Annotated in this window: 24 protein-coding genes; 7 read left to right on the top strand and 17 right to left on the bottom strand. The window is 70.8% G+C overall.

Features of this window, described 5'->3' with window-relative positions; genetic code table 11:
- Nucleotides 1–6: 6 nt before the first annotated feature.
- From AC5RVG_RS02715 to AC5RVG_RS02745, 7 genes are all read right to left on the bottom strand, one after another.
- Nucleotides 7–699 (bottom strand): ABC transporter permease, encoded by a 693-nt coding sequence (locus AC5RVG_RS02715; RefSeq protein WP_494000369.1) that lies wholly within the window; start codon nucleotides 697–699, stop codon nucleotides 7–9.
- A complete protein-coding gene (locus AC5RVG_RS02720; RefSeq protein WP_494012636.1) occupies nucleotides 696–1463 on the bottom strand; it encodes an ABC transporter permease in 768 nt (255 codons plus the stop codon). Before AC5RVG_RS02720 ends, AC5RVG_RS02715 begins: the two co-directional genes overlap by 4 nt.
- Nucleotides 1463–2524, bottom strand: a complete 1062-nt coding sequence (locus AC5RVG_RS02725) for an ABC transporter ATP-binding protein (protein ID WP_494012998.1) — start codon at nucleotides 2522–2524, stop codon at nucleotides 1463–1465. Before AC5RVG_RS02725 ends, AC5RVG_RS02720 begins: the two co-directional genes overlap by 1 nt.
- A gap of 167 nt (nucleotides 2525–2691) precedes the next feature.
- On the bottom strand, nucleotides 2692–3777 hold the full coding sequence (gene rsgA / locus AC5RVG_RS02730) for a ribosome small subunit-dependent GTPase A (protein ID WP_494012637.1): 1086 nt from the start codon (nucleotides 3775–3777) through the stop codon (nucleotides 2692–2694).
- Nucleotides 3778–3961: 184 nt separating this feature from the next.
- Nucleotides 3962–4417 (bottom strand): NUDIX hydrolase, encoded by a 456-nt coding sequence (locus AC5RVG_RS02735; protein WP_494012638.1) that lies wholly within the window; start codon nucleotides 4415–4417, stop codon nucleotides 3962–3964.
- A 66-nt stretch (nucleotides 4418–4483) separates the two neighbouring features.
- A complete protein-coding gene (locus AC5RVG_RS02740; RefSeq protein WP_494012639.1) occupies nucleotides 4484–4756 on the bottom strand; it encodes a hypothetical protein in 273 nt (90 codons plus the stop codon).
- 9 nt (nucleotides 4757–4765) lie between these two features.
- Nucleotides 4766–5416, bottom strand: coding sequence for an ArsR/SmtB family transcription factor (locus tag AC5RVG_RS02745; RefSeq protein ID WP_494012640.1), 651 nt, complete (start codon nucleotides 5414–5416; stop codon nucleotides 4766–4768).
- A 223-nt stretch (nucleotides 5417–5639) separates the two neighbouring features.
- On the opposite strand from AC5RVG_RS02745, the gene AC5RVG_RS02750 reads away from it, so the two are divergent.
- The 4 genes from AC5RVG_RS02750 (at nucleotide 5640) to AC5RVG_RS02765 (ending at nucleotide 10087) form a co-directional block, all read left to right on the top strand.
- Nucleotides 5640–7382: a hypothetical protein gene (locus tag AC5RVG_RS02750; protein ID WP_494012641.1), complete on the top strand. Its 1743-nt coding sequence runs from the start codon at nucleotides 5640–5642 to the stop codon at nucleotides 7380–7382.
- A gap of 91 nt (nucleotides 7383–7473) precedes the next feature.
- Nucleotides 7474–7821 carry a hypothetical protein gene (locus AC5RVG_RS02755; protein WP_494012642.1) on the top strand — a complete coding sequence of 116 codons (348 nt, stop codon included), beginning with the start codon at nucleotides 7474–7476 and terminating at the stop codon, nucleotides 7819–7821.
- A 56-nt stretch (nucleotides 7822–7877) separates the two neighbouring features.
- Nucleotides 7878–9422: a sensor histidine kinase gene (locus AC5RVG_RS02760; RefSeq protein WP_494012643.1), complete on the top strand. Its 1545-nt coding sequence runs from the start codon at nucleotides 7878–7880 to the stop codon at nucleotides 9420–9422.
- Entirely contained in the window at nucleotides 9419–10087 is a 669-nt protein-coding gene (locus AC5RVG_RS02765; RefSeq protein WP_494000378.1) for a response regulator transcription factor, read from the top strand. Before AC5RVG_RS02760 ends, AC5RVG_RS02765 begins: the two co-directional genes overlap by 4 nt.
- Nucleotides 10088–10100: 13 nt before the next feature.
- Here the strand turns inward: AC5RVG_RS02765 and AC5RVG_RS02770 are convergent, their stop codons facing one another.
- From AC5RVG_RS02770 to galU, 4 genes are all read right to left on the bottom strand, one after another.
- A complete protein-coding gene (locus tag AC5RVG_RS02770) occupies nucleotides 10101–11312 on the bottom strand; it encodes a phosphotransferase (RefSeq protein WP_494000379.1) in 1212 nt (403 codons plus the stop codon).
- Between the two features lie 110 nt (nucleotides 11313–11422).
- Complete coding sequence (locus tag AC5RVG_RS02775; protein ID WP_494000380.1) at nucleotides 11423–12385, bottom strand: hypothetical protein; 963 nt, start codon at nucleotides 12383–12385, stop codon at nucleotides 11423–11425.
- Nucleotides 12386–12466: 81 nt separating this feature from the next.
- A complete protein-coding gene (locus AC5RVG_RS02780) occupies nucleotides 12467–13102 on the bottom strand; it encodes a GNAT family N-acetyltransferase (protein WP_494000381.1) in 636 nt (211 codons plus the stop codon).
- Nucleotides 13103–13130: 28 nt separating this feature from the next.
- A complete protein-coding gene (gene galU, locus AC5RVG_RS02785; protein WP_494000382.1) occupies nucleotides 13131–14033 on the bottom strand; it encodes a UTP--glucose-1-phosphate uridylyltransferase GalU in 903 nt (300 codons plus the stop codon).
- 67 nt (nucleotides 14034–14100) lie between these two features.
- Here galU and AC5RVG_RS02790 point away from each other — a divergent pair, with 67 nt between their 5' ends.
- The 3 genes from AC5RVG_RS02790 (at nucleotide 14101) to cpaB (ending at nucleotide 15909) form a co-directional block, all read left to right on the top strand.
- Nucleotides 14101–14724 carry a 5-formyltetrahydrofolate cyclo-ligase gene (locus tag AC5RVG_RS02790; RefSeq protein ID WP_494012644.1) on the top strand — a complete coding sequence of 208 codons (624 nt, stop codon included), beginning with the start codon at nucleotides 14101–14103 and terminating at the stop codon, nucleotides 14722–14724.
- Between the two features lie 83 nt (nucleotides 14725–14807).
- The gene (locus AC5RVG_RS02795) at nucleotides 14808–15128 is read left to right on the top strand and encodes an FmdB family zinc ribbon protein (protein ID WP_494000384.1); all 321 of its coding nucleotides are present in this window, start codon (nucleotides 14808–14810) and stop codon (nucleotides 15126–15128) included.
- 112 nt (nucleotides 15129–15240) lie between these two features.
- A complete protein-coding gene (gene cpaB / locus AC5RVG_RS02800; protein WP_494000385.1) occupies nucleotides 15241–15909 on the top strand; it encodes a Flp pilus assembly protein CpaB in 669 nt (222 codons plus the stop codon).
- A gap of 41 nt (nucleotides 15910–15950) precedes the next feature.
- On the opposite strand, the gene AC5RVG_RS02805 is transcribed toward cpaB, so the two are convergent.
- The 6 genes from AC5RVG_RS02805 to AC5RVG_RS02830 all read right to left on the bottom strand — a co-directional run bounded on the left by AC5RVG_RS02805 (nucleotide 15951) and on the right by AC5RVG_RS02830 (nucleotide 26113).
- The gene (locus AC5RVG_RS02805) at nucleotides 15951–19991 is read right to left on the bottom strand and encodes a DUF4011 domain-containing protein (RefSeq protein ID WP_494001286.1); all 4041 of its coding nucleotides are present in this window, start codon (nucleotides 19989–19991) and stop codon (nucleotides 15951–15953) included.
- A 117-nt stretch (nucleotides 19992–20108) separates the two neighbouring features.
- The gene (gene guaA / locus AC5RVG_RS02810) at nucleotides 20109–21698 is read right to left on the bottom strand and encodes a glutamine-hydrolyzing GMP synthase (RefSeq protein WP_494012645.1); all 1590 of its coding nucleotides are present in this window, start codon (nucleotides 21696–21698) and stop codon (nucleotides 20109–20111) included.
- An 83-nt stretch (nucleotides 21699–21781) separates the two neighbouring features.
- Nucleotides 21782–22273: a DUF3817 domain-containing protein gene (locus AC5RVG_RS02815; RefSeq protein ID WP_494012646.1), complete on the bottom strand. Its 492-nt coding sequence runs from the start codon at nucleotides 22271–22273 to the stop codon at nucleotides 21782–21784.
- 5 nt (nucleotides 22274–22278) lie between these two features.
- The gene (locus AC5RVG_RS02820) at nucleotides 22279–23169 is read right to left on the bottom strand and encodes an SURF1 family protein (protein WP_494012647.1); all 891 of its coding nucleotides are present in this window, start codon (nucleotides 23167–23169) and stop codon (nucleotides 22279–22281) included.
- A gap of 51 nt (nucleotides 23170–23220) precedes the next feature.
- Nucleotides 23221–24945: a glycerol-3-phosphate dehydrogenase/oxidase gene (locus AC5RVG_RS02825; protein ID WP_494012648.1), complete on the bottom strand. Its 1725-nt coding sequence runs from the start codon at nucleotides 24943–24945 to the stop codon at nucleotides 23221–23223.
- 28 nt (nucleotides 24946–24973) lie between these two features.
- Complete coding sequence (locus AC5RVG_RS02830; RefSeq protein ID WP_494000390.1) at nucleotides 24974–26113, bottom strand: GuaB3 family IMP dehydrogenase-related protein; 1140 nt, start codon at nucleotides 26111–26113, stop codon at nucleotides 24974–24976.
- Between the last annotated feature and the right edge of the window lie 24 nt (nucleotides 26114–26137).

Below are 26137 nucleotides of genomic sequence, written 5' to 3' on the forward strand. Positions count from 1 at the left end.
CCAACCTTACTTGTTCTGCCTTTCGGCCCGTCCCCTCAAGCCGCGCAGGCCGGGCGACACGGCGACTTTCTGCACCGCGGCCAGCAAGGCGTCCACGACCAGTGCCAGCGCCGCGATCAGCAGCGCACCGGCAAACAGCCGCACCGAGTCGCGGACCGCCAGCCCGTCGATCAGATACCGGCCCAGGCCGCCCAGGTTGATGTAGGCCACGACGGCCACCGTGGCGATGACCTGCAGCACGGCGGCACGCACCCCGCCCAGCAGCACGGGCAGCGCGTTGGGCAATTCGGCGCGGAACAGGACCTGCCACTCGGTCATGCCCATCGCCCGGGCGGCGTCCACCAGCTGGCGGTCGACGGCGGCGATCCCCGAATAGGTGCCGGCCAGCAGCGGCGGGATGGCCAGGATCACCAGGGCGTAGATCGGCGGCATCAGGCCAAGGCCCATCAGGATGACGAACAGGGTCAGCAGGCCCAGCGTGGGCATGGCCCGCAGGCCGCTGGCAATGCCCACGACGGCGAGGCGCCCCCTTCCGGTGTGGCCGACGAACAGCCCCAGCGGCACGGCGATGGCCGCGGCGATCACCAGGGTCAGGGCGCTGTAGTACAGGTGCTCGGCCAGCCTGGCCGGTACGCCCGCCGGACCGGCCCAGTTGACCGGATCCGCCAGCCACGCCGCGGTTTCCTCGAACAGGTTCATCCGCGCATCGCCGCTTCCGCGGCGTCCGGCCGTTCCCCTGCGGCGGCAAGGGAGCCCGCCCCGGCACCGCCGGCCGCCGGCAGCGCGCCGGTCGCGCCGCGCGTCCGCGGCCCGGTTCCACCGGCGGCCGCACCCGGGCGCTGCCACGGCGTGAGCACCCGCTCAAGCGACACGAGGAGCACGTCCATCAGCGCCGCCAGCACCAGGGTCATCAGGATCCCGACCACGATTTCGGTCATGAAATAGCGCAGCAGCCCGTCGGTGAACAGGAAACCGAGGTTCCGGACGCCGATCAGCGCGCCGACGCTGGCCACCGAGATGTTGCTCACGGAGACCACCCGCAGCCCGGCCACCAGCACCGGAATGCACAGCGGAAGGTCCACGCTGAAGAAGCGGCGGACCGGCAGGTAGCCCATGGCCACCGCGGCCTGCCGGACGCCGTCGTCCACGGAGTTCAGCGCGTCCACCACGGCGCGGACCAGCAGCGCGACCGAGTACACGGTCAGCGCCACGATCAGGTTGGACATGTCCAGGATGCCCGTGCCGAGGATGACCGGCAGGATCACGAACAGGGCGAGCGAGGGGACCGTGTACAGCACCGAGGAGAGGGACAGAATAACGCCGCGCACTGCACGGATCCGCCAGGCCAGGTAGCCCAGCGGCAGCGACAGCACGAGCCCGAGCACCAGCGGGAGCGCGGACTGGAACAGGTGGAGGGCGCTGAGCTCCAGCACAGAGGGCAGGTTCGCCAGGAACCACTCCATCAGCTGCCGCCCGCTTGGAGCCTCTGCAGCACGGCCGCGGGATCGACCAGGCCGGCCACCCGCCCGTCGGCGTCGACGGCGACGCCGGCCCCGGACGGCGACGACAACGCCGCATCCAGCGCCTGGCGCAGGCTGGACCCCACGGTGAACAGCGACCCGCCGATGCGGGCCCGCGCCGGGTCCACTTCCCCGGGCGGCAGCCACCCCGCGGGTGCGCCGTCGTCGTCGGTCAGCAACAGCCAGCCTTCCCGGGACGCCTCGCCGACGCTGTCCGCGGTCGCGGTGCGGGCAGGCAGCAGCGGCAGCCCGTGCGCGCTGCTAAAGGACAGCGAGCGGAAGCCGCGGTCCCGGCCGACGAAACCGGCGACGAAATCGTCCACCGGCGCCCGCAGGACCTCCTCGGGCGGGGCGAACTGGGCCAGCCGGCCCCCGGTGGCGAAGACGGCCAGCTTGTCCCCGAGGAGGGCCGCTTCGTCGATATCGTGCGTGACGAAGACGATGGTTTTCGCCAACTGCTGTTGCAGCCGCAGCAGTTCCTGCTGCAGCTCGGCACGGACCACCGGATCCACCGCACTGAACGGCTCGTCCATGAGCAGGATCGGCGGGTCCGCCGCGAGCGCCCGCGCCACTCCGACGCGCTGCTGCTGGCCGCCGGAGAGTTGGGCCGGATATCTGCCGCCCAGCTCCCGGGACAGCCCGACGACGGCGAGCAGCTCGTCGGCCCGCTTGCGGGCCGCGGCCCGGCGGACGCCGTTCAGCCGCGGCACGGTGGCGATGTTGTCCAGCACCGTGCGGTGCGGCAGCAGCCCGGCAGCTTGCATGACGTAGCCCATGGACCGGCGCAGGGCCGCTGCGGGCCGGCCGGAGACGTCGTGGCCGTCCACGAGGACGGAGCCGGAGGTCGGCTCCACCATCCGGTTGATCATCCGCAGCGAGGTGGTCTTGCCGCAGCCCGAAGGGCCCACGAAGACGGTGATCGCGCCGCGGTCGATGTCCAGCGTCAGGTCTTGGACCGCCGCCTGTCCGGCGTAGGTCTTCGTGACGGCGCGGAACTGCACCATGGGGCCGGCACCGGCTCCGGCCGAGCGTTCGGCCGGCAGCTCATCCGGCCGGGCGGCCGGCCTCGTGGGCTCGGGCATGCTGAACCTTCCGTGGGGGGTCCTGCGGCCAGCAGGCCCACAGGTGCTGCCACCGAGTCTAGTCAACGGCGCGGCCCGCGAGCACCCGGTCAGCGCCTGCCGCGATGGCCCTTGGCCTGTGCGGCGGCCTTGGCCGCCTTGCCGAACTGCCGGCCGGCCCGGCGCTGCTCTGCCACGTTCTGCCGCAGGTGCAGGCGGGCCAGCTCGCGTTCCATCTTCCGGTAGCTGTCCCAGCGCCGCTGCTCCAGGCTCCCGGCGGCGAGGGCCTCGCGCACGGCGCAGCCGGGCTCGGCGTCGTGGGCGCAGTCATTGAACCGGCAGCCGGCGGCCAGGTCTTCGATGTCCCCGAACATGGTCGCCAGCCCCTCCTCCGCGTCCCACAGCGCGAAGCCGCGGATGCCCGGCGTGTCCATGAGCACGGCGCCGTTGGGCAGGGGAATGAGCTCGCGCGCCGTGGTGGTGTGCCGGCCCTTCCCGTCGCCGGCCCGGACGGCTCCGGTGTCCTGCACCGCCCGGCCTGCGAGCGCGTTGATCAGGCTGGATTTGCCCGAGCCCGAGGGCCCCAGCAGCACCATCGTCCGGCCGGGGCCCAGGTATTCGGCCACGGCATCGAGCCCGTCGCCCGTTTCCGCGCTCGTCGCCAAGACGTCCGCGCCGGCGGCCTGCTCGACGATCTGGGCGGCGACCTCGTCATGGCGGCCGCTCAGGTCGGCCTTGGTCAGGATGACCACCGGCAGCGCCCCGGAATCCCACGCGGCCACCAGGGTGCGCTCCAGCCGGTTGGCCGACAGCGGCCGGTCGAAGGGCACCGCGATGCCGACCAGGTCCATGTTGGCGGCCAGGATCTGCTCGGCCGCCAGCGGGTCGTAGGCCTGTTTGCGGGACAGGGCGGAAAACCGCGGAAGCAGCCCGGCGATGGCAGGGCCGCCGGCGGAAGCCGGGCGGGCGGCGTCGTATGCCACCCAATCACCGGTGGCCGGCTGCGGGCTGAGGCCTGCGGTGGCCAGGTGGAGCAGGCCGCCGTCGGCCGCCAGCAGGACGCGGCCGCGGTCGGTGCGCACCACCCGGGCGGGGCGGAGCGCCGGGTCGGGAAAATGGAGGGTGAACTGTGCAGCGGTGTGTCGGGTGTAGCCGTAGCTGCGCAGCAAGGAGTGCGGGTGATGGGTGTCGGTCACGACGGTTACCTCGGGGCGTGAGGCCTCCGCGCGGGGACGTTCCGGCCGCTAGCCGCGGCGCGGGCGGGGTACGGAGGCTGGGCTGGTGATGGCAGCAGGATCTGCGGGATAAACGGTCATCACACCCACCTCCTCGGGGTTGTCCGGCGGGCTGGTCAGCCCGGCAACTGGATCAGCATAGCGCTCACCGGCCGTTTGCGGAATGGCCCGCCGGGACGCCGTCCGGGAAGTAGAGGCGCAGCCCCAGATCCACCAGGTCGACCCGATCCAGCGTCGGAACCTGGTGGAGCTGGATCCACCGGGCCAGGTCCGTGGAGCCGTCGGCCTCGTCGGTCAGTTCGCCGCCGACAACGCTGGCCGCGTAGATGACGCGGAAGGCGTGCAGCGGCCGGTGCCCGTGCAGGCGCTTCGCGGCCGGGATGTGCTTGCTGTCCACGCCCAGCAGCTGCTCGAGCCTGGCGGCGTAGCCCGTTTCTTCCCGGATCTCGCGGACCGCGCCGGTTGCGGCGTCTTCGCCGTATTCCAGGCCGCCGCCGGGCAGGGTCCAGCGCGGCCAGCCTGCGCCGGTCCAGCGGACCAGCAGCACCGCGCCGTCGGCCACGATCACGCCGTAGGCGGCCACGCGCGTGTCGAATTCCATGTCCCCCAGTCTAGGGCGACGGCCAGTGTAGGGGGGGCGGCCAGTGTAGGGCGGCGGGCGAGGCGGCTATCGGACGCGGAGGCCGCTGTGCGCCGCCGCCTGCGCATCCGTGCGCAGTTCGTCGCGGGCGCGCAGCAACGCGTCCCGACGTTCCCGCGGCGCCACCGCGGCGGCCCACGGGCCGGGCCGCAAGCGCTGCGCTTTCCGCCGCGCCCGCCGCTCCCCGGCCCGCACCAGTGCGCGTCCGGCGCGGATCAGCAGCGACTCGAAGACCGGTGGCCGGATGTCGGCGAGGGCTGACGGCGGCGGGCGGTACGGCTGGGTCGGGACAGTTGTCATGATGGGCTCTCACAGGTGATGTGCCGGCCGGTCCGGCCGGGAGTCGATGATGGGAAAGGCATTGACGTGGAGTTGAACCGGGCGGACGTCCTCCGCGCCCTCGGCATTTTGCTCCAGGTAGGGTTCGGCCAGGTTCCGGACAAAGGCGGCTGCCTGTTCGGCGATGTCGGCCAGCTGTTCCCGGGTCAGGCGGACGTTGATGGTGCTGGCCACCGACGCCTCCAGCCATTCCTGCGGCAACAGGTCGGCGCCGCGGGTCATGAAGTCGGCCAGCAGGTCGGCGCGGCTGCGCTCGAATTCACGGGTGACCAGGCGGGCCGCCTCCCGGGTGGCCGGAGTGCCGGCCAGATCGCCGGCGCTGATGGTCAGGCTGCCGGGAGTGCGTCGCCACCAGCGTTCGCGGGCCGTGCCCCGGCCTTCGACCTCCCGGACGAAATCGTGCCTGGCCAGCTGGCGCAGGTGATAGCTGGTGGCGCCGCTGGACTCCCCCAGCCGTTCCGCCAGTCCGCTGGCCGTTTGCGGGCCGTACTGGGACAGCGCGTTGAGCAACTGCACCCGCAGCGGATGCGCGAGGGCCTTCAGCGCGACCACGTCTACGTGGCGTTCGTCGCCGTAGCCGCCGCGTCCGGGCTCGCTTTCCTGCTCTCTCCGCTGCTCCATGGGCACCAGCGTAGCGATGCAAACAAAACTTTGCAAGCGTTTCTTTGCAATGCTTCCTTTGCATACTTGTCGTGCCGGCCGGCGGTCTGTAGGGCGAGGTTCCGGCGCGCCCCTTCGGGCGGCGCCGGGGCATTGCGCCCACCCCTGTTCGCGGCTAGAACTAAGACCATGGGGAACGCGCCAGCTGGGTTCCACGGCACAGCGCTGCGGAGGCGGGGCGGCCGTGCCTGAGTCCGCCGCAACGGTGCCGCGCGGGCTGATCGCCGACCGCCTGCGCGCCGTACTGGAGAGCGCCGGCCCCGACCCGGCACGGTTCCCGTCGTCAGCCAGGGACTGCCTGGACCGCGCTTACGAGGCAGCCTATGCCGAGAACCACGCGGGCGCCCGTGCCCTGGCGCAGGCCGGACTCGCCCGGTCCTCGGACACCGAACTTGACGTCCGGCTGGGCTTGTACTCGGTGCTGATTGCGCTCGCCCAGCTGGCAGGCGAAGAGCAGCAGGCCCGGGAATATCTCCACGCCCGCATCGCCTTGCTCCGCAGCCACGGGCTGGAAGCCGAGGCCGCGGCCGGTGAGCGACTGGGAACGGCGTTGTTCCGCGAAGCCGGCGACGACGACCTCCCGCTCCTGGAGGCAGAACTGGACCGCCTGCTGGAGGCCCGTGCCCCGGGATCGGTGACGGCGGACGTCCAGCTGGCCATCGCCGTCGTCCGTTCCCAGCGCGGGGAAGCGAAGCAGGCGATCGCGCTGCTGGAAGACGCGGTGGCCGGCTACGAGCATTCCGGCCGGACGGACAGCCTGTCCGGCGCGCTGATGTACCTGGCCAACACCTACCTGCAGGCCGACCAGCCGGAACGGGCCACCGCAGTTGCCGACCGCATGCTGGCGTTGCCCGGCAACCGCGCCACCACCGCCAGCATGTGGCTTTTGAAGGCCAATGCCGCCGGCGGCGATGGCGCGGCCGGGCTGGAGGAAGCGCTGACGGCGCTGGAACTGTATGCTGCGGCCGGGGTCCGCAAGGGTGCGATCAGTGCCGCCGTCGTGCTGGCCCGGCTCTGCGCCGGCATCGGCGACTATGAGGACTCGGTGCTGGCCTGGCAGGCGGCGGTCGCCCAGGCCGAACGCGGTGAGGTCCAGGAAGAGCTCACGCTGCGCCTGGCGCTGGGAAACCAGCTGCTGGAGGCCGAAGAGTACGAACTGGCTGGCGAGGTGCTGTCCAAGCTGCTGGCTCGGCTGGAACACACCAAGGCGCCCCATGCGCAGGTGGCGCGGGCGCTGATGAGCCTGGGCCACGCCCACCGGCACGCCGGCCGGACCGCCGATGCCCTGGACTGCTGGCGCCGGGCGGTGGCCGAATTCAGCCACGGCGGCGAGTTCGGCGAGGCGGCCCGCGGCCTGCTGGCAACCGGAACGCTGCTCTCCCGCGAGGACCGCGACACGGACGCGCTGGTCTGCTTCGAGGCGGCGGTGGCTGCGGCCCGCAAGGCCGAGGACGACGACGCCGCGCTGCCGCAGGCCCTGCATGCCCTCGGACATGCCCTGTGCGAGGCCGGCGACCCGGACGGGCTCACGGTCTTGGACGAGGCGATCCGGCTGGCGCACCTCTACGGGGCCCGGTGGTACGAGGCGGACTACAGCGACACGCGGGCGAGGGGGCTGTGGGCGCTGGAGGACGGCACCGGAGCGGTCTCGGCGGCGCTGCAGGCGGCGGACCTCTACTCCGCTGCCGACGACGCAGCCTCGGCCGGCAATGCCGAACTCTTCGCGGCCCATGTGCTGGCCGAGATGGGGCGGGCCGACGACGCCGTGCCGATGTTCAAGCTGGTGCTGCAGGAGCCCGACGTCAGCCGCACACTCCGCGTCGCGGCGCAGCTGGGGCTGGCCTCGGCGCTGGACGCCCTGGGCCGGACGGTCGAGGCGGACATCGCCCGCCGTGCCGCGGACGCCGCGGCCGACAGCCCCGACTGACCGGCGGCCGACGCGGCCCGTTGGGCCGCGGGGTTGAGCCGCGGGGCAGGGTTCTCATCCTGGTCTCATCTGCGCCGTGGATACTGGTGTCATGCCCCGTACAGCCATCCGCACCGTCCTGGTGGCGCTGGCCGTGCTGCTCGGGCTGGGCGCCGGAGGGGCCGCACTGGCCGCTACCCTGCGCGAGCCCGGGCCCACCGACCTGGGCCCGTCCATCACCGTCACGCAGTCCGGGCCGCCGTCCCCTGCCGGCGACCCTGCTCCGGCCGTCAGCGAGCAGCCGTCCCCAACGCCCACGCCCACCGCCCCCTCGTCCCCGGCCGCTCCGACCCGCCCGCAGGAAGGCAACGGACCGGTTCCGGTCCAGCCGGCGCCGCCACAGGACTACGACGACGATGACACGGACGACTGGGACGACGATGGCGGGGACGATGACTGAGTCCGTACCCCTGTCCCCACACCCCCACGCCTTTCGGCACCGCGGCGGCGCTCCGCGTGGTGCGGGCATCCCGCGCGGCGGCGGTGCTCCGCGTGGTGCCGGCAGCCCGCGCGGCGGCGGCGCTCCGGCTGGCGGCCGCATCCTTTCCGGCGGCCGTGCGTAGGCCGTCGGGCGGGCCCTCCGTCCGCGTCCGGGTACTGGCCGCCGTGCTCGCCCTTTCGGCCCTTGGCCTGCTGGTTGCCGGATCGGTGGCGTTCGCGCTGCAGCGCTCCCATATCATCCAGCGGGTGGACGACTCGCTCCAGCGCAGCGTCAGCGAGTTCAAGACCCTGGCGGAGACAGGCATCGACCCTGACACGGGCGAACCCTTCACGCAGGCCAGCCGGTTGGTCTTCCTGGCGATGGAGCGGACGCTTCCCTCCGCCAACGAAGGCATGCTTGGCCTCGTCGACGGGAAGGTGACATACACGGCGAGCCCGTCCGTGCGGCTCCGGCTCGAGCGGGATGCCGAACTCGTAGCCCTGCTGGGCCCGGACGCAACTGCGTCCGACCGGGTGGTGCTCAGCACCATGGAGACGTCTTCCACGACGTACCGGGTGGTCACCGTGCCGGTGCAGCTCTCTTCCGACCCGGCCCACAGCACGTTCGTGCTGGCCTATGATTACGACGCCGAGCTGCAGCAACTTGACGACATCTTCCTGACCTACGCACTGATCGGGTTCGGTTCGCTGGTACTGATCGGCGTCGTCGGCTGGCAGGTGGCCGGCCGGCTGCTGGCACCCATCAGGCTGGTGCGCGAAACGGCACAACGGATCACCGACGCGGACCTGACCCAGCGCATCCCGGTGGGCGGCAACGACGACATCTCCGAACTCTCCCGCACCTTCAACGACATGCTGGACCGCTTGGAGGCGTCCATGACAGCGCAGCGGCAGCTGCTGGATGACGTCGGGCACGAGCTGCGGACCCCGATCACCATCCTGCAGGGCCACCTGGAACTGCAGGACCCGCGTGACCCGGCGGACGTCGAGTCGGTGCGCGGCATAGCCTTGGACGAGCTGGACCGGATGCGCCTGCTCGTCGACGACCTGGTCCTGCTGGCCAAGGCGGAACGTCCCGGCTTCGTGAACCCGTCCGACGTCGAGGTGGGGCAGTTGACCGACGACGTGCTGGACAAGGCCCGGCCGCTGGGCGCCAAGCGCTGGACCGTCGATGCACGGGCCGAAACCCGCTGGCCGCTGGACGGGCGGCGGATCACCCAGGCCTGGCTGCAGTTGGTGGCCAACGCCGTGAAATTCTCCGAGCCCGGGTCCACGGTGGCGATCGGTTCGGCCGTGCGCGGCAATGAGCTGCGGCTGTGGGTCAGGGACGAGGGAACGGGCATCCTCCCGGAGGACCAGGGCAGGATTTTCGACCGTTTCGCACGGGGCAGCAACGGGACGCGGGCGGAAGGCTCGGGACTGGGGTTGACCATCGTCAGCGCCATCGCCGCGGCGCACGGCGGCAGCGTCGAACTGGCCTCGGCCCCGGGTGCCGGATCCACTTTCACCGTCGTGCTCAGCGGCCCGGAGGCGGGCGCAGACAAGGAGGAGAGCGCGTGAGTCAGATTCTGATCATTGAGGACGAGGACAGGATCAGTTCCTTCATCGCCAAGGGCCTGAAGGCCGCCGGCTACGTGCCCACGGTCGCCGGCACCGGGCGGGAGGGCTACCATCTGGCCATGACCGGGGACTTCGAGCTGGCCATCCTCGACCTGGGACTGCCGGACCAGGACGGCTTCACTGTGCTGCGCCGCCTGCGCGAGGGCCGCAACGACATCCCGGTGATCATCCTCACGGCCCGCAGCTCGGTGGACGACACCGTTGCCGGGCTGGAGAACGGCGCGGACGACTACATGTCCAAGCCGTTCCGGTTCGAGGAGCTGCTGGCCCGGGTGCGGCTGCGCCTGCGCTCCGAGGCGCAGCCGGCCGACCTGGCCGTCCTCGGCAGCGGCACGCTGAGCCTGGACCTGCGGACCCGGCGGGCCAGCGTCGGCGGCCGGGAGGTGGATCTCTCCGCCCGGGAGTTCGCCCTCGCCGAGGCCTTCCTGCGGAATCCGGGGCAGGTGCTCAGCCGCGAGCAGTTGCTCTCGCGGGTCTGGGGATACGACTTCGACCCCGGCTCCAACGTGGTGGATGTGTACGTGCGCTACCTGCGCAATAAGCTCGGGGCGGAGAAGTTCGCCACCGTGCGCGGCATGGGCTACCGCCTCGTCGCCGACGCCTGAGGGAAGGGTCCGGTCAGGCCGCGCCGGCGGCCAGGTCCTCGGCGATGGCAAGCCGTTGCCGGGCGTCCTGCTGCCACCCGTCACCCTCCCCGGGGGTCTTCGCCCCGGCCACCAGCGACAGCGCCACGCCGGCGGCCCGGCCGCGCAGGGCCGCCGGGTCCACCACGGTGTCGAAGGCGGCAGCGAAACGTTCCAGCGCCGCCGGGACATGCACGTACCCCGGGTGCACGGCGGGCAGCACGGCCAGGTGCCCGAGGAAACAGGCCAGGTCGTCCACCAGATGGCCCGGACCCAGCGAGTCCACGTCCATGAGTCCGGTAATCTTCCCGCCGTCCACCAGCAGGTTCGCCTCGTAAAAGTCGCCGTGCGTCGGGACCAGCGGGCCGGCATCGGTGGCCGCCAGCAGCTGTTCCACCCGATCGGCCAGGTTAAACACCCGGTCCTGCTCGTCGGGGAGCACGGCCGCCGCTGCCTTGGCGTAGTCGGCTGCGCGGTCGGCCCAGGCCGGGCGCCGCGAGAGCTCCAGCACACCGGCCGGGAGCTCATTCAGCAGCGCCAGGAGGGTTTCGGGCGCCAGGCTGGCGGCGCCGTCGTCCATCAACGCCTGGGCCAGCGGCACCCCCTTCGCCTCCGTGAGCACCACCACGCCGTCGGCCGGTCCGGCGGAGGCAACCGGGGCCGGCAGCCCGGCGTCGGTCAGCAGCCGGTGCCGGAGCATCAGCTGCGCCGCCCGGTCCGGACGGACCACCTTCAAAAAGACCCGGTGTCCGTCCTGGACGGCTTCCAGCACGGCCCGCCGCAGCGGCCGGTAGCTGACCATTTTCAGGTCCGCTTCTCCCCCGCCGAAAACGCTGCGGCCCACCGCAGCCGGGTCGCACGCCGCGGGCAGTCCGACCAGCACCGGGTCGGACGGATACAGCCAGGCGGTCAGCGGGACGGGCCCGCCGTCCAGACGTACCAGCGGAAGCCCGCAGTCGGGCACCGGCGCCGTGGTGACGCAGACGTACTCGGTCCGCTCGCCGCCGTCGTGCCCGCGGAGCCGCACGGTGTAGATCCCGGTCGCGCCGGCCCCGGGCCGGTGCTGCAGCTTCGCCAGCTGCCAGGACCGGACCGTCCCGCCGACGGTGCCGACGGCGAGTTCCAGCGCTTCGCGCATGCCGGGACTTTCCAACACGTCGATGCCGGCGGTCTCGGTGGCCATCAGGTCAACGTTCGCTGCGTCCATGTCTCCATTGCACACCATCGCGGCCCGGAACGCTCGCAACCACAGACCGGAAAAGGCTGCGGCCCGTCCGGGTGTGGACGGGCCGCAGCCAACCTGCCGGGCGCCTCGGGTCAGGCCCGCCGGCGCTGCAGGACGTCGTCCAGATTGAGCCGGTTCGCGGCCGACTGCTGGGCGGATGCCTCGGCGGCCGAGGCGCCGTCCGCCGGCTGCTGCGTGGCGGCAGTCTTCTCTGATGTCCGGGCGGCGGCCTCGTCGGTCCGCTGCGCGGCGGTCTGCTTGATCGATGTCTTGGTCTGCGGCTTCTTGACCTCGGGGACCGGCAGCGGCGCGGGAGCCGGGCGGGTGGCCTTGGCCGCCGCGACATACGTCGGTTTGGGCACGTCGACCGGCTGCCAGGGAGTGCCGGACGGCTGACCCGGCGCGGCGGTGTCGCCGGCGTCGGCGGCGACCTTCAGGGCTTCCTCGCGCAGCTCGGCGGCCGTCAGCGGCGCCGGACCGGGCTGGGCGGCCTGCTGCGCGGCCCCGGTGTCCCCCGCGGCCCCGTCAAACAGTTCGGTGGGCTTCCGGGGATTCTTCGCGGCTCCCGCCGGCTGCGATGCCGATGCCGCGCGGGAGGCCTGCCGGGCGCGTGCGGCGGCGCGCTTGCTGCGGTCGCGGACCGCCAGGGAGCGCAGGATAACGACGACGGCGCCCACCGCCAGCAGCGCGAAGCCCGGCACGCGGCCCGAAACTGCGCCGGCCAGCGCCAGGGCGCCGCCGACGACGAACACCAACAGGGCGGAGGCCCCGGCAAGTGCCAGCGCGGTCCGGCCGTAGCGGATGCGGAACTCGGGCTGCCGGGCGGGCGGGGGCACGGGCGACGCTGTCGAGGGTGCCGGCTGGGCGTTGTATTCCATGATGATCCCCTGGTTGCCGCCCGAGGCGGTTGCGGGTACTGAAACTAGTGGTGCTGCATGTCCCGGCGCCGGTTCAGCCAGCACGGGACGGAATGCTCCGCGGAGCACGTACGGTCCTACCCAGACAAACCACAGCCCGACGATGACCGCCAAGATCACAGAGCTCTGAATGTCCACTCTCAAAACCGTAGAAGCTCAAGCATGCCGTACGCGGCATTCATCACGGTGTGTCGGATAACGATTCCGTGCGGCGCTGCCTTATGGTGTCGGGCCGACGTCGCCGTGCTCCAGCCAGCGGTCCAGCAGGCCGCCGGGAACCTCCTCGGCAGTGAGCGCGAAGCTGCGGTGGTCTGCCCAGGCCCCGTTGATATGCAGGTACCGCGGACGCAGTCCTTCGTCGCGAAAGCCGAGCTTCTCCACGACGCGCAGGCTGGCGCGGTTCTCCGGCCTGATGTTGATCTCCATCCGGTGGAGCCCGAGCGTTTGGAAGCAATGGTCGGTCGCCATGGCCACCGCCGTGGGCGCTATCCCGCGGCCGGCACGCGCCTCATCCACCCAGTACCCCAAAGTGGCCGACATTGCAGAGCCCCAGACGATGCTGGAGACAGTAAGCTGCCCGACCAGCGCCGGCCGGGGCCTCCCCTCCTGCAGTTCGGTGATGATCCAGGGCAGGGCCGTGGCCAGTCGTGCCTGGTGCTTGAGCGAGCGGACCATCTCCGAGAACGAGGGCAGATACCCGTCCGGAGCCGGGTTCGTGGCCTCCCACGGTTCCAGCCAGCGCGCGTTGCGGCGCCGCACGGCCGTCCACTCGCTCCGGTCCCGGTACCGGATCGGGCGCAGCGACAAGTCCCCGCATGCCAGCGTCGCTGGCCAGATTGCCGGTCCGTACCCCATGTGAAGTTCTTAGCGGTCGCGACGGGGCTCAGTCGCCCGAGCCGTCAATGAAACTCTTCAGCCAGGTCCGCAGTTCCGTCCCGATGTCTTCACGTTCGGAGGCGATGGTCACGACGGCCTTGAGATAGCTGAGCTTGTCGCCGGTGTCGTACCGGCGCCCGGAAAAGACCACGCCGTAGACGCCGCCGCCTTCGCCTTCGCGGCCGGCCAGGGCTTCGAGCGCGTCGGTCAACTGGATTTCGCCGCCGCGGCCGGGCTTGGTGTCCTCCAGCACGTCGAAGACGGACGGGTGCAGGACGTAGCGGCCGATGACCGCCAGATTGGACGGGGCCTCGTCCGGCGATGGCTTCTCCACCAGTTCGTTGATCCGCACGTAGCCGCCGTCGCCCATCGGGGTAACGTCCGCGCAGCCGTAGGCGCTGATCTGGGCGGGGTCCACTTCCATCAGGGCGACCACGGAGCCGCCGGTCTGCTGCTGGACCGCGATCATCTGGGTCAGCAGGTCGTCGTGTTCGTCGATCAGGTCGTCGCCGAGCAGCACGGCGAACGGTTCGTCGCCCACGTGCTGGCGGGCCCGCAGGACTGCGTGGCCGAGGCCCAGCGGATCCCCCTGGCGCAGGTAGTGGATGTCCGCCAGTTCCGAGGCTGCCTGTACGGCGGCGAGCTTCTCCAGATCGCCCTTCTCCTCCAGGATCTGCTCGAGGTTGGGCACGCGGTCGAAGTGGTCTTCCAGCGGGCGCTTGTTGCGGCCGGTGATGACCAGGACGTCGCTCAAGTCAGCGCGCACGGCTTCCTCGACCACGTACTGGATGGCCGGCTTGTCCACCACGGGGAGCATTTCCTTGGGCATGGCCTTGGTGGCGGGCAGGAAACGCGTTCCCAAACCAGCGGCCGGAATGACAGCTTTGCGTACCGTGCGATGAGACGTCATGGGTTCAGACTACCGAACGAAGGTGCGAAGCAAGCCGATCCGGGAGGAAGCAACTACGATGTCGGCCATGGAGATGCAAACCGGCATGGACAAGGAAACCGCCCGCGCATTCTTCCGGGCACGCCGCCGGGCCCGCCCCGAGGAAGAGCAGATCAAGGCCGGGACCGCCCTGGCGCACCAGGTGCTGGACGGTCTTCGGCGGCTGGACGTCCCGGCCGGAACCATCGTGCCGGCCTACCTGTCCGTCGGTTCCGAACCGTCCACGCGCATGCTGCTGCCGGCCCTTGAGGAGGCCGGCTACCAGGTGGTGGTCCCGATCTGCGAACCGGACTACCGGCTCAGGTGGGCACGCTGGTTCAGCGGGGTGGAGGTGGTCCGCAGTCCCCGGGCCTGGATCGACGAGCCGGTCGGAGAACGTTTCGGAGCGGAAATCATGGCCGGCCTGCCGCTGGTGCTCGTGCCCGGGCTGGCCGTCGACTCCGAGGGCAACCGGATGGGCCAGGGCGGCGGTTATTACGACCGGTTCCTGGCGTCGCTGGGCGACGGCGAAGACCGCCCGAGGTTTGTCGGGGTTTTCTACGCCGACGAGGTGGTGGCGGCGGGAGCCTTCGAGTCTACGGTGCTCGACGCGCCGCTGGACGGCGCCGTGTCGCCCGACGGTTGGACGTGGTTCCCCCGCCGGACGGTGTAGAATTGGCACTCTGAGCGGGTGAGTGCCAACGCCTGGCCGGGCGCTTCCTGCTCCTGCCAAGTTTTTTTTCAGGAGGAATTACTGTGCCCACGTACGCCTACGCCTGCAAAGACTGCGCCCATGCCTTCGACATCCAGCAGTCCTTCAGCGATGAATCGCTGACCGTCTGCCCCGAGTGCGGCGGCAACCTGCGCAAGAAGTTCAACAGCGTCGGGGTCGTCTTCAAGGGCTCGGGCTTCTACCGCACCGATTCGCGCGACTCTTCCTCGGCAGGCTCCGTCCCCGCTGCCGCCTCGGGATCCGCCGGCACCGGGTCAACCGCCTCTTCCGAGGCGGCGAAGCCCGCCGCGGCCGAAGCCTCCAAGCCTGCCGCCGCCCCGGCCCCGGCGGCAGCAGCCAGCTAGCCGCATCGGATGCCGGCGGGCCGCTCCTACACCGCGAAGCGGCGGCGGCGCTGATCCACAGGCGGGCCCTCCCCGCTGACCCGTGCGGGCCCGATGCTTCTAGCGTGGCCGCATGCCCGTTGCTGCCGCGTCCCGCACCGCCCGCCCTGCACTGTCGCCGCGCCGCCTGCTGCGCCGGCATTACCGGCTGCTGGCCGCCCTGCTGCTCTGTGCGGCCGCGGCGCTGGTGGTGCAGCAGCTGACCCCTGTGCCGGACCCCACCGACTCCGTGGTGGTCGCCGCGTCCGACCTCCCGGCCGGCGCCCACCTGTCCGCCGACGATGTGGTGCTGGGCGAGCTGCCGGCCGGTTCCGTACCCGAGGGAACTGCCGACAGTCCGGCCCTGGTGGTGGGCCAGCGGCTGGCGACGGCGCTGCGCGCCGGCTCTCCTGTCGTGGACACCTCGATCGTCGGTCCCGGCCTGTTGACCGGGGCGCCGCCGGGGACGGTGGCCGTGCCCGTGCGCCCCGCAGACCCCTCCACCGTCCAGTTGGTGTCGCCGGGCCAGTTGGTGGACATCGTGCTCAGCAGCGGCAACGGGTTCGAAGAGCCCGCCGAAAGCACGGTCCTGGCTCGGGCCGTTCCGGTGCTGTGGAAGGCCGACGACGGCGCTGCCGCGGCCGGCTTGCTCGGCGCGGGCGAGCCCGACGGGCTCGTGGTGGTGGCGGCGGCACCGTCCGACGCAACCGCGCTGGCCGGCGCCTCCAGCCGGGGCAACGTCTTCCTCGTGTTGGTCGGCTGATGACTGCCCAGGACCGGCCGGCCCGCGGACCGGCTCCCGGCCTAGCCCCAGTGCGGCGGCCGCTGCTCCCGCAGCCAGGCGTCCCGGTCCTCGTCCCGGTCACCCCACGCACGGGGGTCGTCCTCCGCTGCCTTGGTCGGCAGCGTCGGCGACTGGTTCCGCCTGGCCCGGCGCGGCCGCAACCGGTCGTCGCCCGCCTCGCCGGCCTCGCCGGCCTCGTCCGCCGAGCCTGCTGAGTGCGAAGACTCCTCCGCCCGCGGGGTCTGCTCCGCCGCCGGCTTCGGTCCCCGTGCGCTGGCGGGACGGTCGTCCTTGCCTGCCGGTTCTTCCGGCTTCTGCAGTCCCAAGTAGCCTCCGATCAGGTCTGCGCATTTCTCCGGATCCGTGAACACCTCGATGGTCCACAGCGTCAGCGGCCGCCAGCCCAGCCGCTCGAGCTGTTGCGGGCGCAGCCGGCTGCGCTCCCGCACCGTCAGCTCCTGGTACTGCGGGCTGCCGTCAGACTCCAGGGCCACGGGCAGGGCCGGTTCAATATCCGGCGAATACTGCACCGTTCCGGTGCTGGCGGCGATGTCGATGACCCCGTAATAGTGGTCCCAAACGCGTGCGCCGCGGGTGCGGATGCGCTCCACGAGGTCCGCGACCAGCGGGTCGTCGATCCCGGGAGACAGTTCGGGCGCCGCGAACCGGCCGTCGCCGAGGTGGCGGTCCAGCAGGTCATGGAAGTCGGCGGCCCCATGCCGCAGCCGCTCGGGGTCCAGATCCTCCGGGCGGAAGCAGCTGAGGACGTGCAGCGACTGCCGGGAACGGGTGACCGCGGTCGCGAAGAGCGACCGCCCGTGCGGCGCCGACAGGGGTCCGAAGTCGTGGACCGCCCGCCCGTGCGGCGTCCGGCCAAAGCCGAGCGAGAAGATCACATCGTCGCGGACCAATCCGGACGCGCGTTCGACGGGAACCACGCGGAAGGGCTCCTGCCGGCGGTTGAAGAAATCCGCCGCCGCCGGATAATTGGGCATCTGCAGCCGGATGGCCTCCGCCACGCGGGCGGCGTGCCGGGCGCTGGCCGTCACCACCGCCAGCGACCGCGACGGCCGAAGGCTGATGTGCTCGAAGACAAGGTCCACCACCCGGTTGAGTTCGGCCGGGACGCTCTCCACGCCTTCGTGTCCGGCGCCGGGCATCCCGGTACCGTCGGGCAGATATTCCACTTCCAGGCCGCCACCGCGGATGGAGCTTGCGCCGGGCAGGCGGGACAGCGATCCGCCGTAGAACTTCTCACTCAGCGAGCGGGTCAGGTCGAGGTCGACGGCACGGTAGGCGGTGGTCAGCGCCACCACCGGCAGCACCTCGGAGAGCGCGTGGAAGCAGCTGGCCAACGGTTGCGGTGCTTCGCCGGTGACGGGGTCATTCCGCCGGTCCACGTTGACTTCGAAGGGCTCGGCGCGGCCCAACTCGCCGTCGCCGAACGCCACCACCTGGTGCGCCCGGGAGACCGCGGTCAGCGCCGACGGCAGGCTGGTGGCCTCGGCGTCGAGGATGATGACGGCATCGAAGTGCTTGCCTTCCGGGAGCAGGAGCGGCAGCACCAGCGGGGAGGCAGTCCAGATCGGCAACAGCGCCGAAACCAGCGACTCCGACTGCTGTCCCAACGCGGCCAGGGTGGGTTCGCCGGCCTTGAGCAGGTCGCGCAACCGCTGCGCGGCCTTGGGCTTGCTCTTGAGCGAATGCCGCCAGTTCTGTGCCAGTTCCCAGCGCAGCCGGGCGGGCCCCGACGCGATGTGCGCGTTGTCCGCGAGCCGGTAGACCGCCTCGAGCTTGCGGAGATTGTCGCCGTCCGACATGGCCAGGTAGTCGTCGCCGCTGATCATCGCTTCGAGTGCCGACTGCCACCACGCCAGGTCCAGTTCAGCACTGACCTCGCCCGCACCGACTTCGCGTGTGGCCAGATCGTCCAGCAGTTCGGTCAGCCCGTGTTCGCGCATCTGCTCCAGCAGCAGCGTACGTTCGGGCAGGTTCACCAGCGTTTCGCGGTCCGCTGCCAGGGCGTCCAACTGTTCCTGGAGTTCGCCGTCGGGCAGGGCCGCGAGGGCCCGGTCTTCGGGCACCGGTGCCAGCAGGGCGGCCAGTTTCTCGAGGCGCTGCGCCACCTCCCGGTAAAAGCCGTTCAGGTCCGCCAACCCGGAGGGCACCGCCGGATGCCGCTGCGACGTTGCGTAGTCGGCCCACTTTGTCCGCTGCTGCTGCACCTCGAAGAGGGACTCATGCAGGTCGGAGATGTGCACGCCCGGGCGGATGTATTCCTTGGCCACCTTGCGCAGCCGGGAACGCGTCATCGAACTCATTTCGATTCCGCGGTCGCGCCGCCAGGAACTCGGCGCGGTCGCGGAAATCAGGTCTGTGACCGGCCGGTCGAAGATGTCCGGGGTGAACTTGTCGAGGCTGCCGCGGACCTCCACCAGCAGCTGGAGCTGCTCCCCCCACTCGCGGAACGTCCCGGCGAGGGCGATCTGCGAGTGTTCGGCGACCTTGTTCATCCGTTCGCGCAGCCGTGGGACGTCCTTGGCCAGGTCGGCGGCCAGCTGGTGGGCGTCTTCGGTCTCCTTGCGGTTGAGCAGCTTGGCACCGAACCACGGGCTGGTGGTCGCGGACTTGCTGAAGCTGCCCAACTCGGCCGCCCGGACCAGCCGTGCCGCCAGCTCCGCCCGGTCGGTGATGTTGTCCAGCACAGACCGCTTCAGCCGCACGGTGGTCGCCGGAGCCGGATCGAGCGAGGTGAGCTTGGCCAGCGACTGCATCGCCTGGTAGGGGGAACAGCGCCACCGGCTGCGCACATTGTGCAGCGACTTCACATGCTCCATCAGCTTGTGCCGGTGCTCGGTGAGGGTGGTGTGCAGCTTCTGCAGCTGCGGCTCCTGCGCCTTTTCGTTGCGGCTGATCGCGCGGATCATCGCCCGGCGCAGCTGCTCCGGCGTCAGGTCCGCGCTCAACTGCAGGGCCAGCGACCCCAAATCCACGGTTTCCAACTGCTGTGTGAATTCGACCAGCGTGCCTCGGCGTTCCGCGACCACCAGCACGCTCTTGCCCTCGTAGGCCAGGGCGGCCGCAGCGTTGAGTGCCGTCTGGGTTTGTCCGGTGCCCGGCGGCGCCGAAACCACCAGCGAATGCCCGGCCTGGACCAGGTCCAGCACCCGTTGCTGCGCGGCGTCTGCGTCGAGCAGCAGGAACTCATCCTGCGGATCGCGTTCGTCGATCGGCGGCAGCTCCACCTCCGGCACGGGCACGGCGTTCCGGCCGGCCCGGGGACGGGGACCGGCCTGGGATCCCGCGCCGGCTTCGGCCAGCGCGCGGATCACCGGGTGCCCGGCATCGAGCAGGACCGGGTCGGTGACTGCTTCCAGGTCCGCGAAGGTCGACACCAGCAAATGGTGTTCGATGGTCATGTTCCGCACGCCGGCGGTGAGCAGGCGCAGCCGTTCCAGCACCGGGTGCGGATCCAGGCGGGCGGTGCTGTAGGCCAGCCGGGCGGTCGCCTCGGCGTCGATACCGATCCCCTGCTCCGCGGAGAGGTGGCGGACGAGCGCCGGGTTCAGCCGGGCGCGGTCGGTCAACTGCAGTTCGAAGTCGTCCTGGCTGGGGCGGACGGTCAGCGCCACCGGGATCAGCATCACCGGGGCATTCAGGGACTCCGACCGGCCGATGTCGGGAACCCGCCAGGAGGCCGTTCCGGCGGCCAGATACCCGACGTCGATACCGCGGTCCGAACCCAGTTCGTAGATTTTGGCGCGCAGGCTGCGGGCGGTACGCATGGCCGCGGCGTACTGGTTCGGCTCGCGCAGCAGGGTGGAAAGACGGGTGCGGCGGCCGGCCAGCAACTGCGCCAGGCCGGAAGGGTGGGCATGCGTCAGGTCAATGCTGTTCGACGACGTCGGGGCGAACCGCAGCAGCGTGTCCGACCCGGCGAGATCGCCCAGGTTGTCCAGCCACGATGCCACAACGTCTTCAGCAGCCTCAGCTACGCTGGCCAGCGACACGGCTGCCCCCTTTACTTCACTCTCGGCGACTTGCCTCGACCACAACGGCATGTCAAACAAGGTATCGGACTTTAAACGCCAAACGGGCGACCGCAACACTGCTCGGCGAAATTGCCTCGCAGTTCACCCGCAGCCGCGCTGCGGGCGGGCAGCGGTCGCCCGTTGTGGCTACTCCCACTCGATGGTTCCCGGCGGTTTGCTCGTCACGTCGAGCACCACGCGGTTAACGCCGTCCACTTCGTTGGTGATGCGGTTGGAGATCCTGGCCAGCAGGTCGTAGGGAAGCCGCGACCAGTCTGCGGTCATCGCGTCCTCGGAGGAGACCGGACGGAGCACGATCGGGTGTCCGTAGGTGCGGCCGTCGCCCTGAACGCCCACGCTGCGCACGTCGGCCAGCAGGACCACCGGCATCTGCCAGACTTCCTGGTCCAGGCCCGCAGCGGTCAGTTCGGCGCGCGCGATCGCGTCCGCCTTGCGCAGCAGGTCCAGTCGCTCCTGGGTGACTTCGCCGATGATCCGGATGCCAAGACCCGGTCCGGGGAAGGGCTGGCGTCCGACGATTTCGGCCGGCAGGCCCAGTTGGGCGCCGACCGCGCGGACCTCGTCCTTGAACAGCGTCCGCAGCGGTTCCACCAGCTCGAACTGCAGGTCCTCGGGCAGCCCGCCCACGTTGTGGTGGCTCTTGATGTTCGCGGCGCCCTCGCCGCCGCCGGACTCGACCACGTCCGGGTAGAGCGTGCCCTGCACCAGGAACTTCACCGACTCCCCCTCGGCCGCCGCCTCGGCCAGCACGGCCTTTTCGGCGGCTTCAAAGGCGCGGATGAACTCGCGGCCGATGATCTTGCGCTTGGTCTCCGGGTCGGTGACGCCGGCCAGCGCGGACAGGAAGCGCTGCTGTTCGTTGGCTACGTACAGCTTCACGCCCGTGGCCGCGACAAAGTCACGCTCCACCTGCTCGGCTTCGCCCTCGCGCAACAGTCCGTGGTCCACAAAGACACAGGTCAGCTGGTCGCCGACCGCGCGCTGCACCAGGGCCGCGGCGACGGCGGAGTCCACGCCGCCGGACAGCCCGCAGATCACGCGGGAGTCGCCGATCTGGGCGCGAATGCGCTCCACCTGCTCCTCCACGATGTTGCCGGTGGTCCAGTTGGGCTCGAGCCCGGCACCACGGAACAGGAAGTTCTCCAACACGCGCTGGCCGTGGGCCGAATGCTTGACCTCGGGGTGCCACTGCACGCCGTAGAGCTTCTTCTCGTCGTTCGCGAAGGCGGCCACCGGGGCGCCGGCCGTGCTGGCCAGCACGTCGAAGCCTGCGGGTGCCTCCTGCACCGAGTCGCCGTGGCTCATCCAGGTGTTCTGGACGGAGGGCACGCCGGCCAGGATGGACCGGCCCTCCCCCACCGCGGTGGCGTCCGTGGCGCCGTACTCGCGCAGCCCGGTCTTGGCTACCTTGCCACCCAGGGCGTTCGCCATGGCCTGGAAGCCGTAACAGATGCCGAACACGGGGACGCCGGCTTCGAACAGGTCCGCGCCGATCCTCGGCGCTCCCTCGGCGTAGACGCTGGAGGGCCCGCCGGAGAGGATGATGGCCACCGGGTTCTTGGCCATCAGCTGTTCGGTGGTGTAGGTGTGCGGAACGATCTCGGAATACACGTTGGCCTCGCGCACGCGGCGGGCGATCAGCTGCGCGTACTGGGCCCCGTAGTCGACGACGAGGACGGGCCGGTGGTCCGTAGTGGCGGGGGGAGGAGTAGTCACCCTTACAGGATAGTCGCCGCGTCCGGGGCCTCGCACGCCGGCGTCCGGCCCCGCCGCGTGAGGTAGCGCACGCCAGGCTCCGGTCAGTAGCGCTTGGCGGCTTCGGGATGGGCGGCCAGTTCTTCTTCCACCTCGCGGTGCACCTTGCGTTCCAGGATGATGGACAGGAACGGGATGACGCCGCCCAGGGCGATCAGCACGAACTTGCTGAACGGCCAGCGCATCAGCGACCAGAGCCGGAAGTCGGCAATCAGGTACAGCACGTACAGCCAGCCGTGCGCTATCAGCACCGCGATGGACAGGTTCAGGCCGTCGATCACGGACGGTTCGGCCTGCGCCAGCCCGAGCGCGAACGTCTCGCCCGTCAGGGTGTTGGTGGCCCCGGCGAACAGGAACAGGTTGAAACCGTACCGCAGCACCATCTCCACACAGAGCAGCAGCAGCATGATGCCGGTGATGTAGGAGGTGACCTTGTAGAAGGTCAGGGCGGAGCGGATCTGGGCGTGGGTTCCGCCGAAGCGGCGTTTGGCCGGACGCTGGGTCGCGGCGGAACGGTCGGGGGCGTTTTCGGTCACGTGGACTACCTCGTTGTGTGGGGTGAGCTGGGTGTGGTCTGGTCGGCGGCGGCGTCGCCGCCCTCGCGGGCGCCGGAGGGACCTGCCGCGCTCCCCCGCCCGGATTCGGCTGCATGGCGGGCCGCTTCGGCCGCGTCTTCGGCCGCCTCCAGGTCGCGGCGGTAGTCGTCGGCCACCAGCCGCCACCAGAGGAAGATGGCGAATCCGGCGAACACCACCCATTCCACCGCGTAGAAGACGTTCATCCAGTTGACCGGCGCTTCCTGCGGCTGCGGTCCGACAACCACCGGCTGCATCGAGGTCCCCTCGGTCGCGGTGCCAAGGTCCGTGCCGCCCACGGTGAAGCCGGTCCCGACCACGAAGCCGGAGTAGCCGGGCGCGTTCCAGCGGTTGATCAGCTCGGCCGCCGACAGCGAAGCCACCTGGCCGGCGGGCAGGCTTCCGGGCAGCGGGGCTTCCGTGGGCAGCAGCCGCCCGACGACGGTGGCCTCACCGTCCGGGGCGGGAACGGCATCCGCCGGTTCCTCGACCCAGCCGCGCACCACGGGGATGACCACGTCTTCGCCAAACTGCTCCACGCCGTCCACGGTGAACGGGTCGACCACCCAGAGGCCTTCTTCGCCGTCCTGCAGGCGGTTCCGGACCAGCACCTGCCCGCCCTGGACGAAGCTGCCGTCGAAGGTGACCATCTGGTCCGCGGTGGCGGCCGTCATCGGGATGCCCGGTTCAAAGACGTCGGTGAGCGGCTTGACCGTTTCGGTCTCGCCCGGGGGCGGGGGCGGTTCGCTCTGCGACGTGGAAAACTGCCACTGGCTCAGCAGCACGAACACCGTGGACAGCGCCAGTGCAAGCACCAGGGCCGCTATCCAGCGGGGTTTCAGGGCAGTCTTGAGCACCCATTAAAGGTACTTCGCAACCATGTAGAAAACGAATCCTGCCCGGTGCCCTCAGGCCAGCGGAACGATGTCGTCGACGCCCATCCGGGCGCTGTCGGCCGTGACGTCGTCGGGCTGCTCCTGGCTGAGCCGTTCGGCTTCGACCCGGGCCAGGTAGTGCTTCACCTCGCGTTCCACCTGTCCTTCGCTCCAGTCGAGGAGGGGCGCCATCAGCCGGGCGACGACCGGGGCGGCGGAGACGCCGCGGTCCCAGGCCTCGATGGAGATCCGGGTCCGGCGGGTGAGCACGTCGTGGATGTGGCGGGCTCCCTCGTGCGTGGTGGCATAGACCACCTCGGCCGCCAGGTAGTCGTCGGCGCCGGGCAGCGGTTCGGCCAGCTCCGGCCGTTCGGTGATGATGTCCAGCACGTCGCCTGCCATGGCTCCGTACCGGTTGAGCAGGTGTTCCACCCGGGCAACGTGGATGCCGGTGCGGTCCGCCATGCGGCTGCGCCTGTTCCAGGCCGCCTTGAATCCGGAGGCGCCGAGCAGCGGGATGGTGTCCGTGCAGCTGGGCGGGACGCGCTCGTCGAGGGCCCGGGCCGCCTCGTCCACCGCGTCCTTGGCCATCACGCGGTACGTGGTGTACTTGCCGCCGGCCACCACCACGAGCCCGGGGACCGGGTGCGCCACCACGTGTTCGCGCGAGAGCTTGGCGGTGGAATCGTTCTCGCCCGCCAGCAACGGCCGGAGCCCGGCGTAGACTCCCTCGACGTCCTCCCGGGTGAGCGGGCGCTGGAGGACCCGGTTGACGTGTTCCAGCAGGTAGTCGATGTCCTTGGACGAGGCCGCCGGGTGAGCCTTGTCCAGATTCCAGTCGGTATCGGTGGTGCCGATGATCCAGTGCCGCCCCCATGGAATCACGAACAACACCGACTTCTCGGTGCGCAGGATCAGCCCCACCGTGGACTGGAACCGGTCCCGCGGCACCACCAGATGGATTCCCTTGGAAGAACGGACGCTCAGCTGGCCCCGTTCGGTCACCATGGCCTGGGTCTCGTCCGTCCACACGCCGGTGGCGTTGACCACCTGCTTGGCCCGGATGTTGAACTCGGTGCCGTCCTCCTGGTTCCGCACCCGGGCGCCGACCACGCGTTCGCCCTCGCGCAGGAAGTCGACCACCGCCAGCCGGTTTGCCGCGTGCGCCCCGAACGCCGCCGCGGTGCGGACAAGGTTGACCACCAGCCGGGCGTCGTCCACCTGCGCGTCGTAGTAGCGGATGGACCCCACCATGGCGTCCTTCTTCAGGCTGGGTGCCGCCCGGAGGGTCCCCCGCCTGGAGAGGTGTTTGTGGAAGGGGACGCCGCGGCCGCGCCCGGAGGCGATGGCCAGGGCATCGTACAAGGCCACGCCGGCGCCGACGTAGGGCCGCTCCACGTAGCGCCTGGTCAGCGGGTACAGGAACGGCACCGGGCGCACCAGGTGCGGCGCGATCCGCTCCAACAGCAGTCCCCGTTCCTGCAGCGCCTCGCGGACCAGGGCGAAATCCAGCATCTCCAGGTACCGCAGCCCGCCGTGGATCAGCTTGGAAGACCGCGACGACGTGCCCGAGGCCCAGTCCCGGGCCTCCACGATGCCCACGTCCAGTCCCCGGGTGACCGCGTCCAGGGCGGCCCCGGCGCCGACCACCCCGCCGCCGACGATCAGCACGTCCAGCTCGGCCCCGCGCTCCTGTGTGGCGCGCAGCGCGGCCAGCGCCTGCTCGCGGCTCTCGGGACTCAGGGCTCCGGTGGTCATCGCCTATCAGCCTCCCAGCATGGTCGGATCAGTCGCGGGCCTGGATCGGGGCCAGCACCACTTCGCAGCGCTGGAACTCTTTCAGGTCCGAGTACCCGGTGGTCGCCATCGACCGGCGCAGCGCACCGACCAGGTTGGAGGTTCCGTCGGTGTGGTTGGACGGGCCGTGCAGCACCCGCTCCAGCGGTCCGACGGTTCCCACGTTCACGCGGTCGCCCCGGGGCAGTTCGTCGTGGTGGGCCTCCTGGCCCCAGTGCCAGCCGCGGCCCGGCGCTTCCTCCGCCCGGGCCAGCGCGGAACCGAGCATCACGGCGTCCGCCCCCATGGCGATGGCCTTGACGATGTCGCCGCTGAAGCCCACGCCGCCGTCGGCGATCACGTGCACGTAGCGGCCGCCCGATTCGTCCATGTAGTCCCGGCGCGCGGCCGCCACATCGGAGATCGCCGAGGCCATCGGGGCGTGGATGCCCAGCGCCCGGCGCGTGGTCGTCGTCGCTCCCCCGCCGAAGCCCACCAGCACGCCGGCGGCACCGGTGCGCATCAGGTGCAGCGCCGGGGTGTAGCCGGCGGCGCCGCCGACGATCACGGGCGTGTCCAGCTCGTAGATGAACTGCTTCAGGTTCAGCGGTTCCTGCGTCTTGGAGACGTGTTCGGCGGAGACGGTGGTGCCGCGGATCACGAAGATGTCCACGCCGGCGGCGACCACGGTCTTGTAGAACTCCTGGGTGCGCTGCGGCGTCAGCGAGCCGGCCACGGTCACCCCGGCTTCCCGGATCTCGGCCAGCCGGGAGGTGATCAGTTCCGGCTGCACGGGGGCGGAGTAGAGCTCCTGCATCCGCTTGGTCGCGGCCGGGCTGAAGTTCTCCGTGCCCAGCGCGGCAATCTCGTCCAGCACCGGCAGCGGATCCTCGTACCGGGTCCACAGGCCCTCGAGATTGAGGACGCCCAGGCCGCCGAGCTTGCCCAGCGCGATGGCGGTGGCGGGCGACATGACCGAGTCCATCGGCGCGGCGATCACCGGCGCGTCGAACGTGTAGGCGTCGATCTGCCAGCTGACCGAGACATCCTTGGGATCGCGCGTCCGGCGCGAGGGGACGATCGCCACGTCATCGAGGGAGTAGGCTCGGCGCCCACGCTTGCCACGGCCAATTTCAATCTCGTAAGTCACGGCTCTAGGTTATCCCACCACTGG

The sequence above is a fragment of the Arthrobacter senegalensis genome (assembly GCF_059091765.1).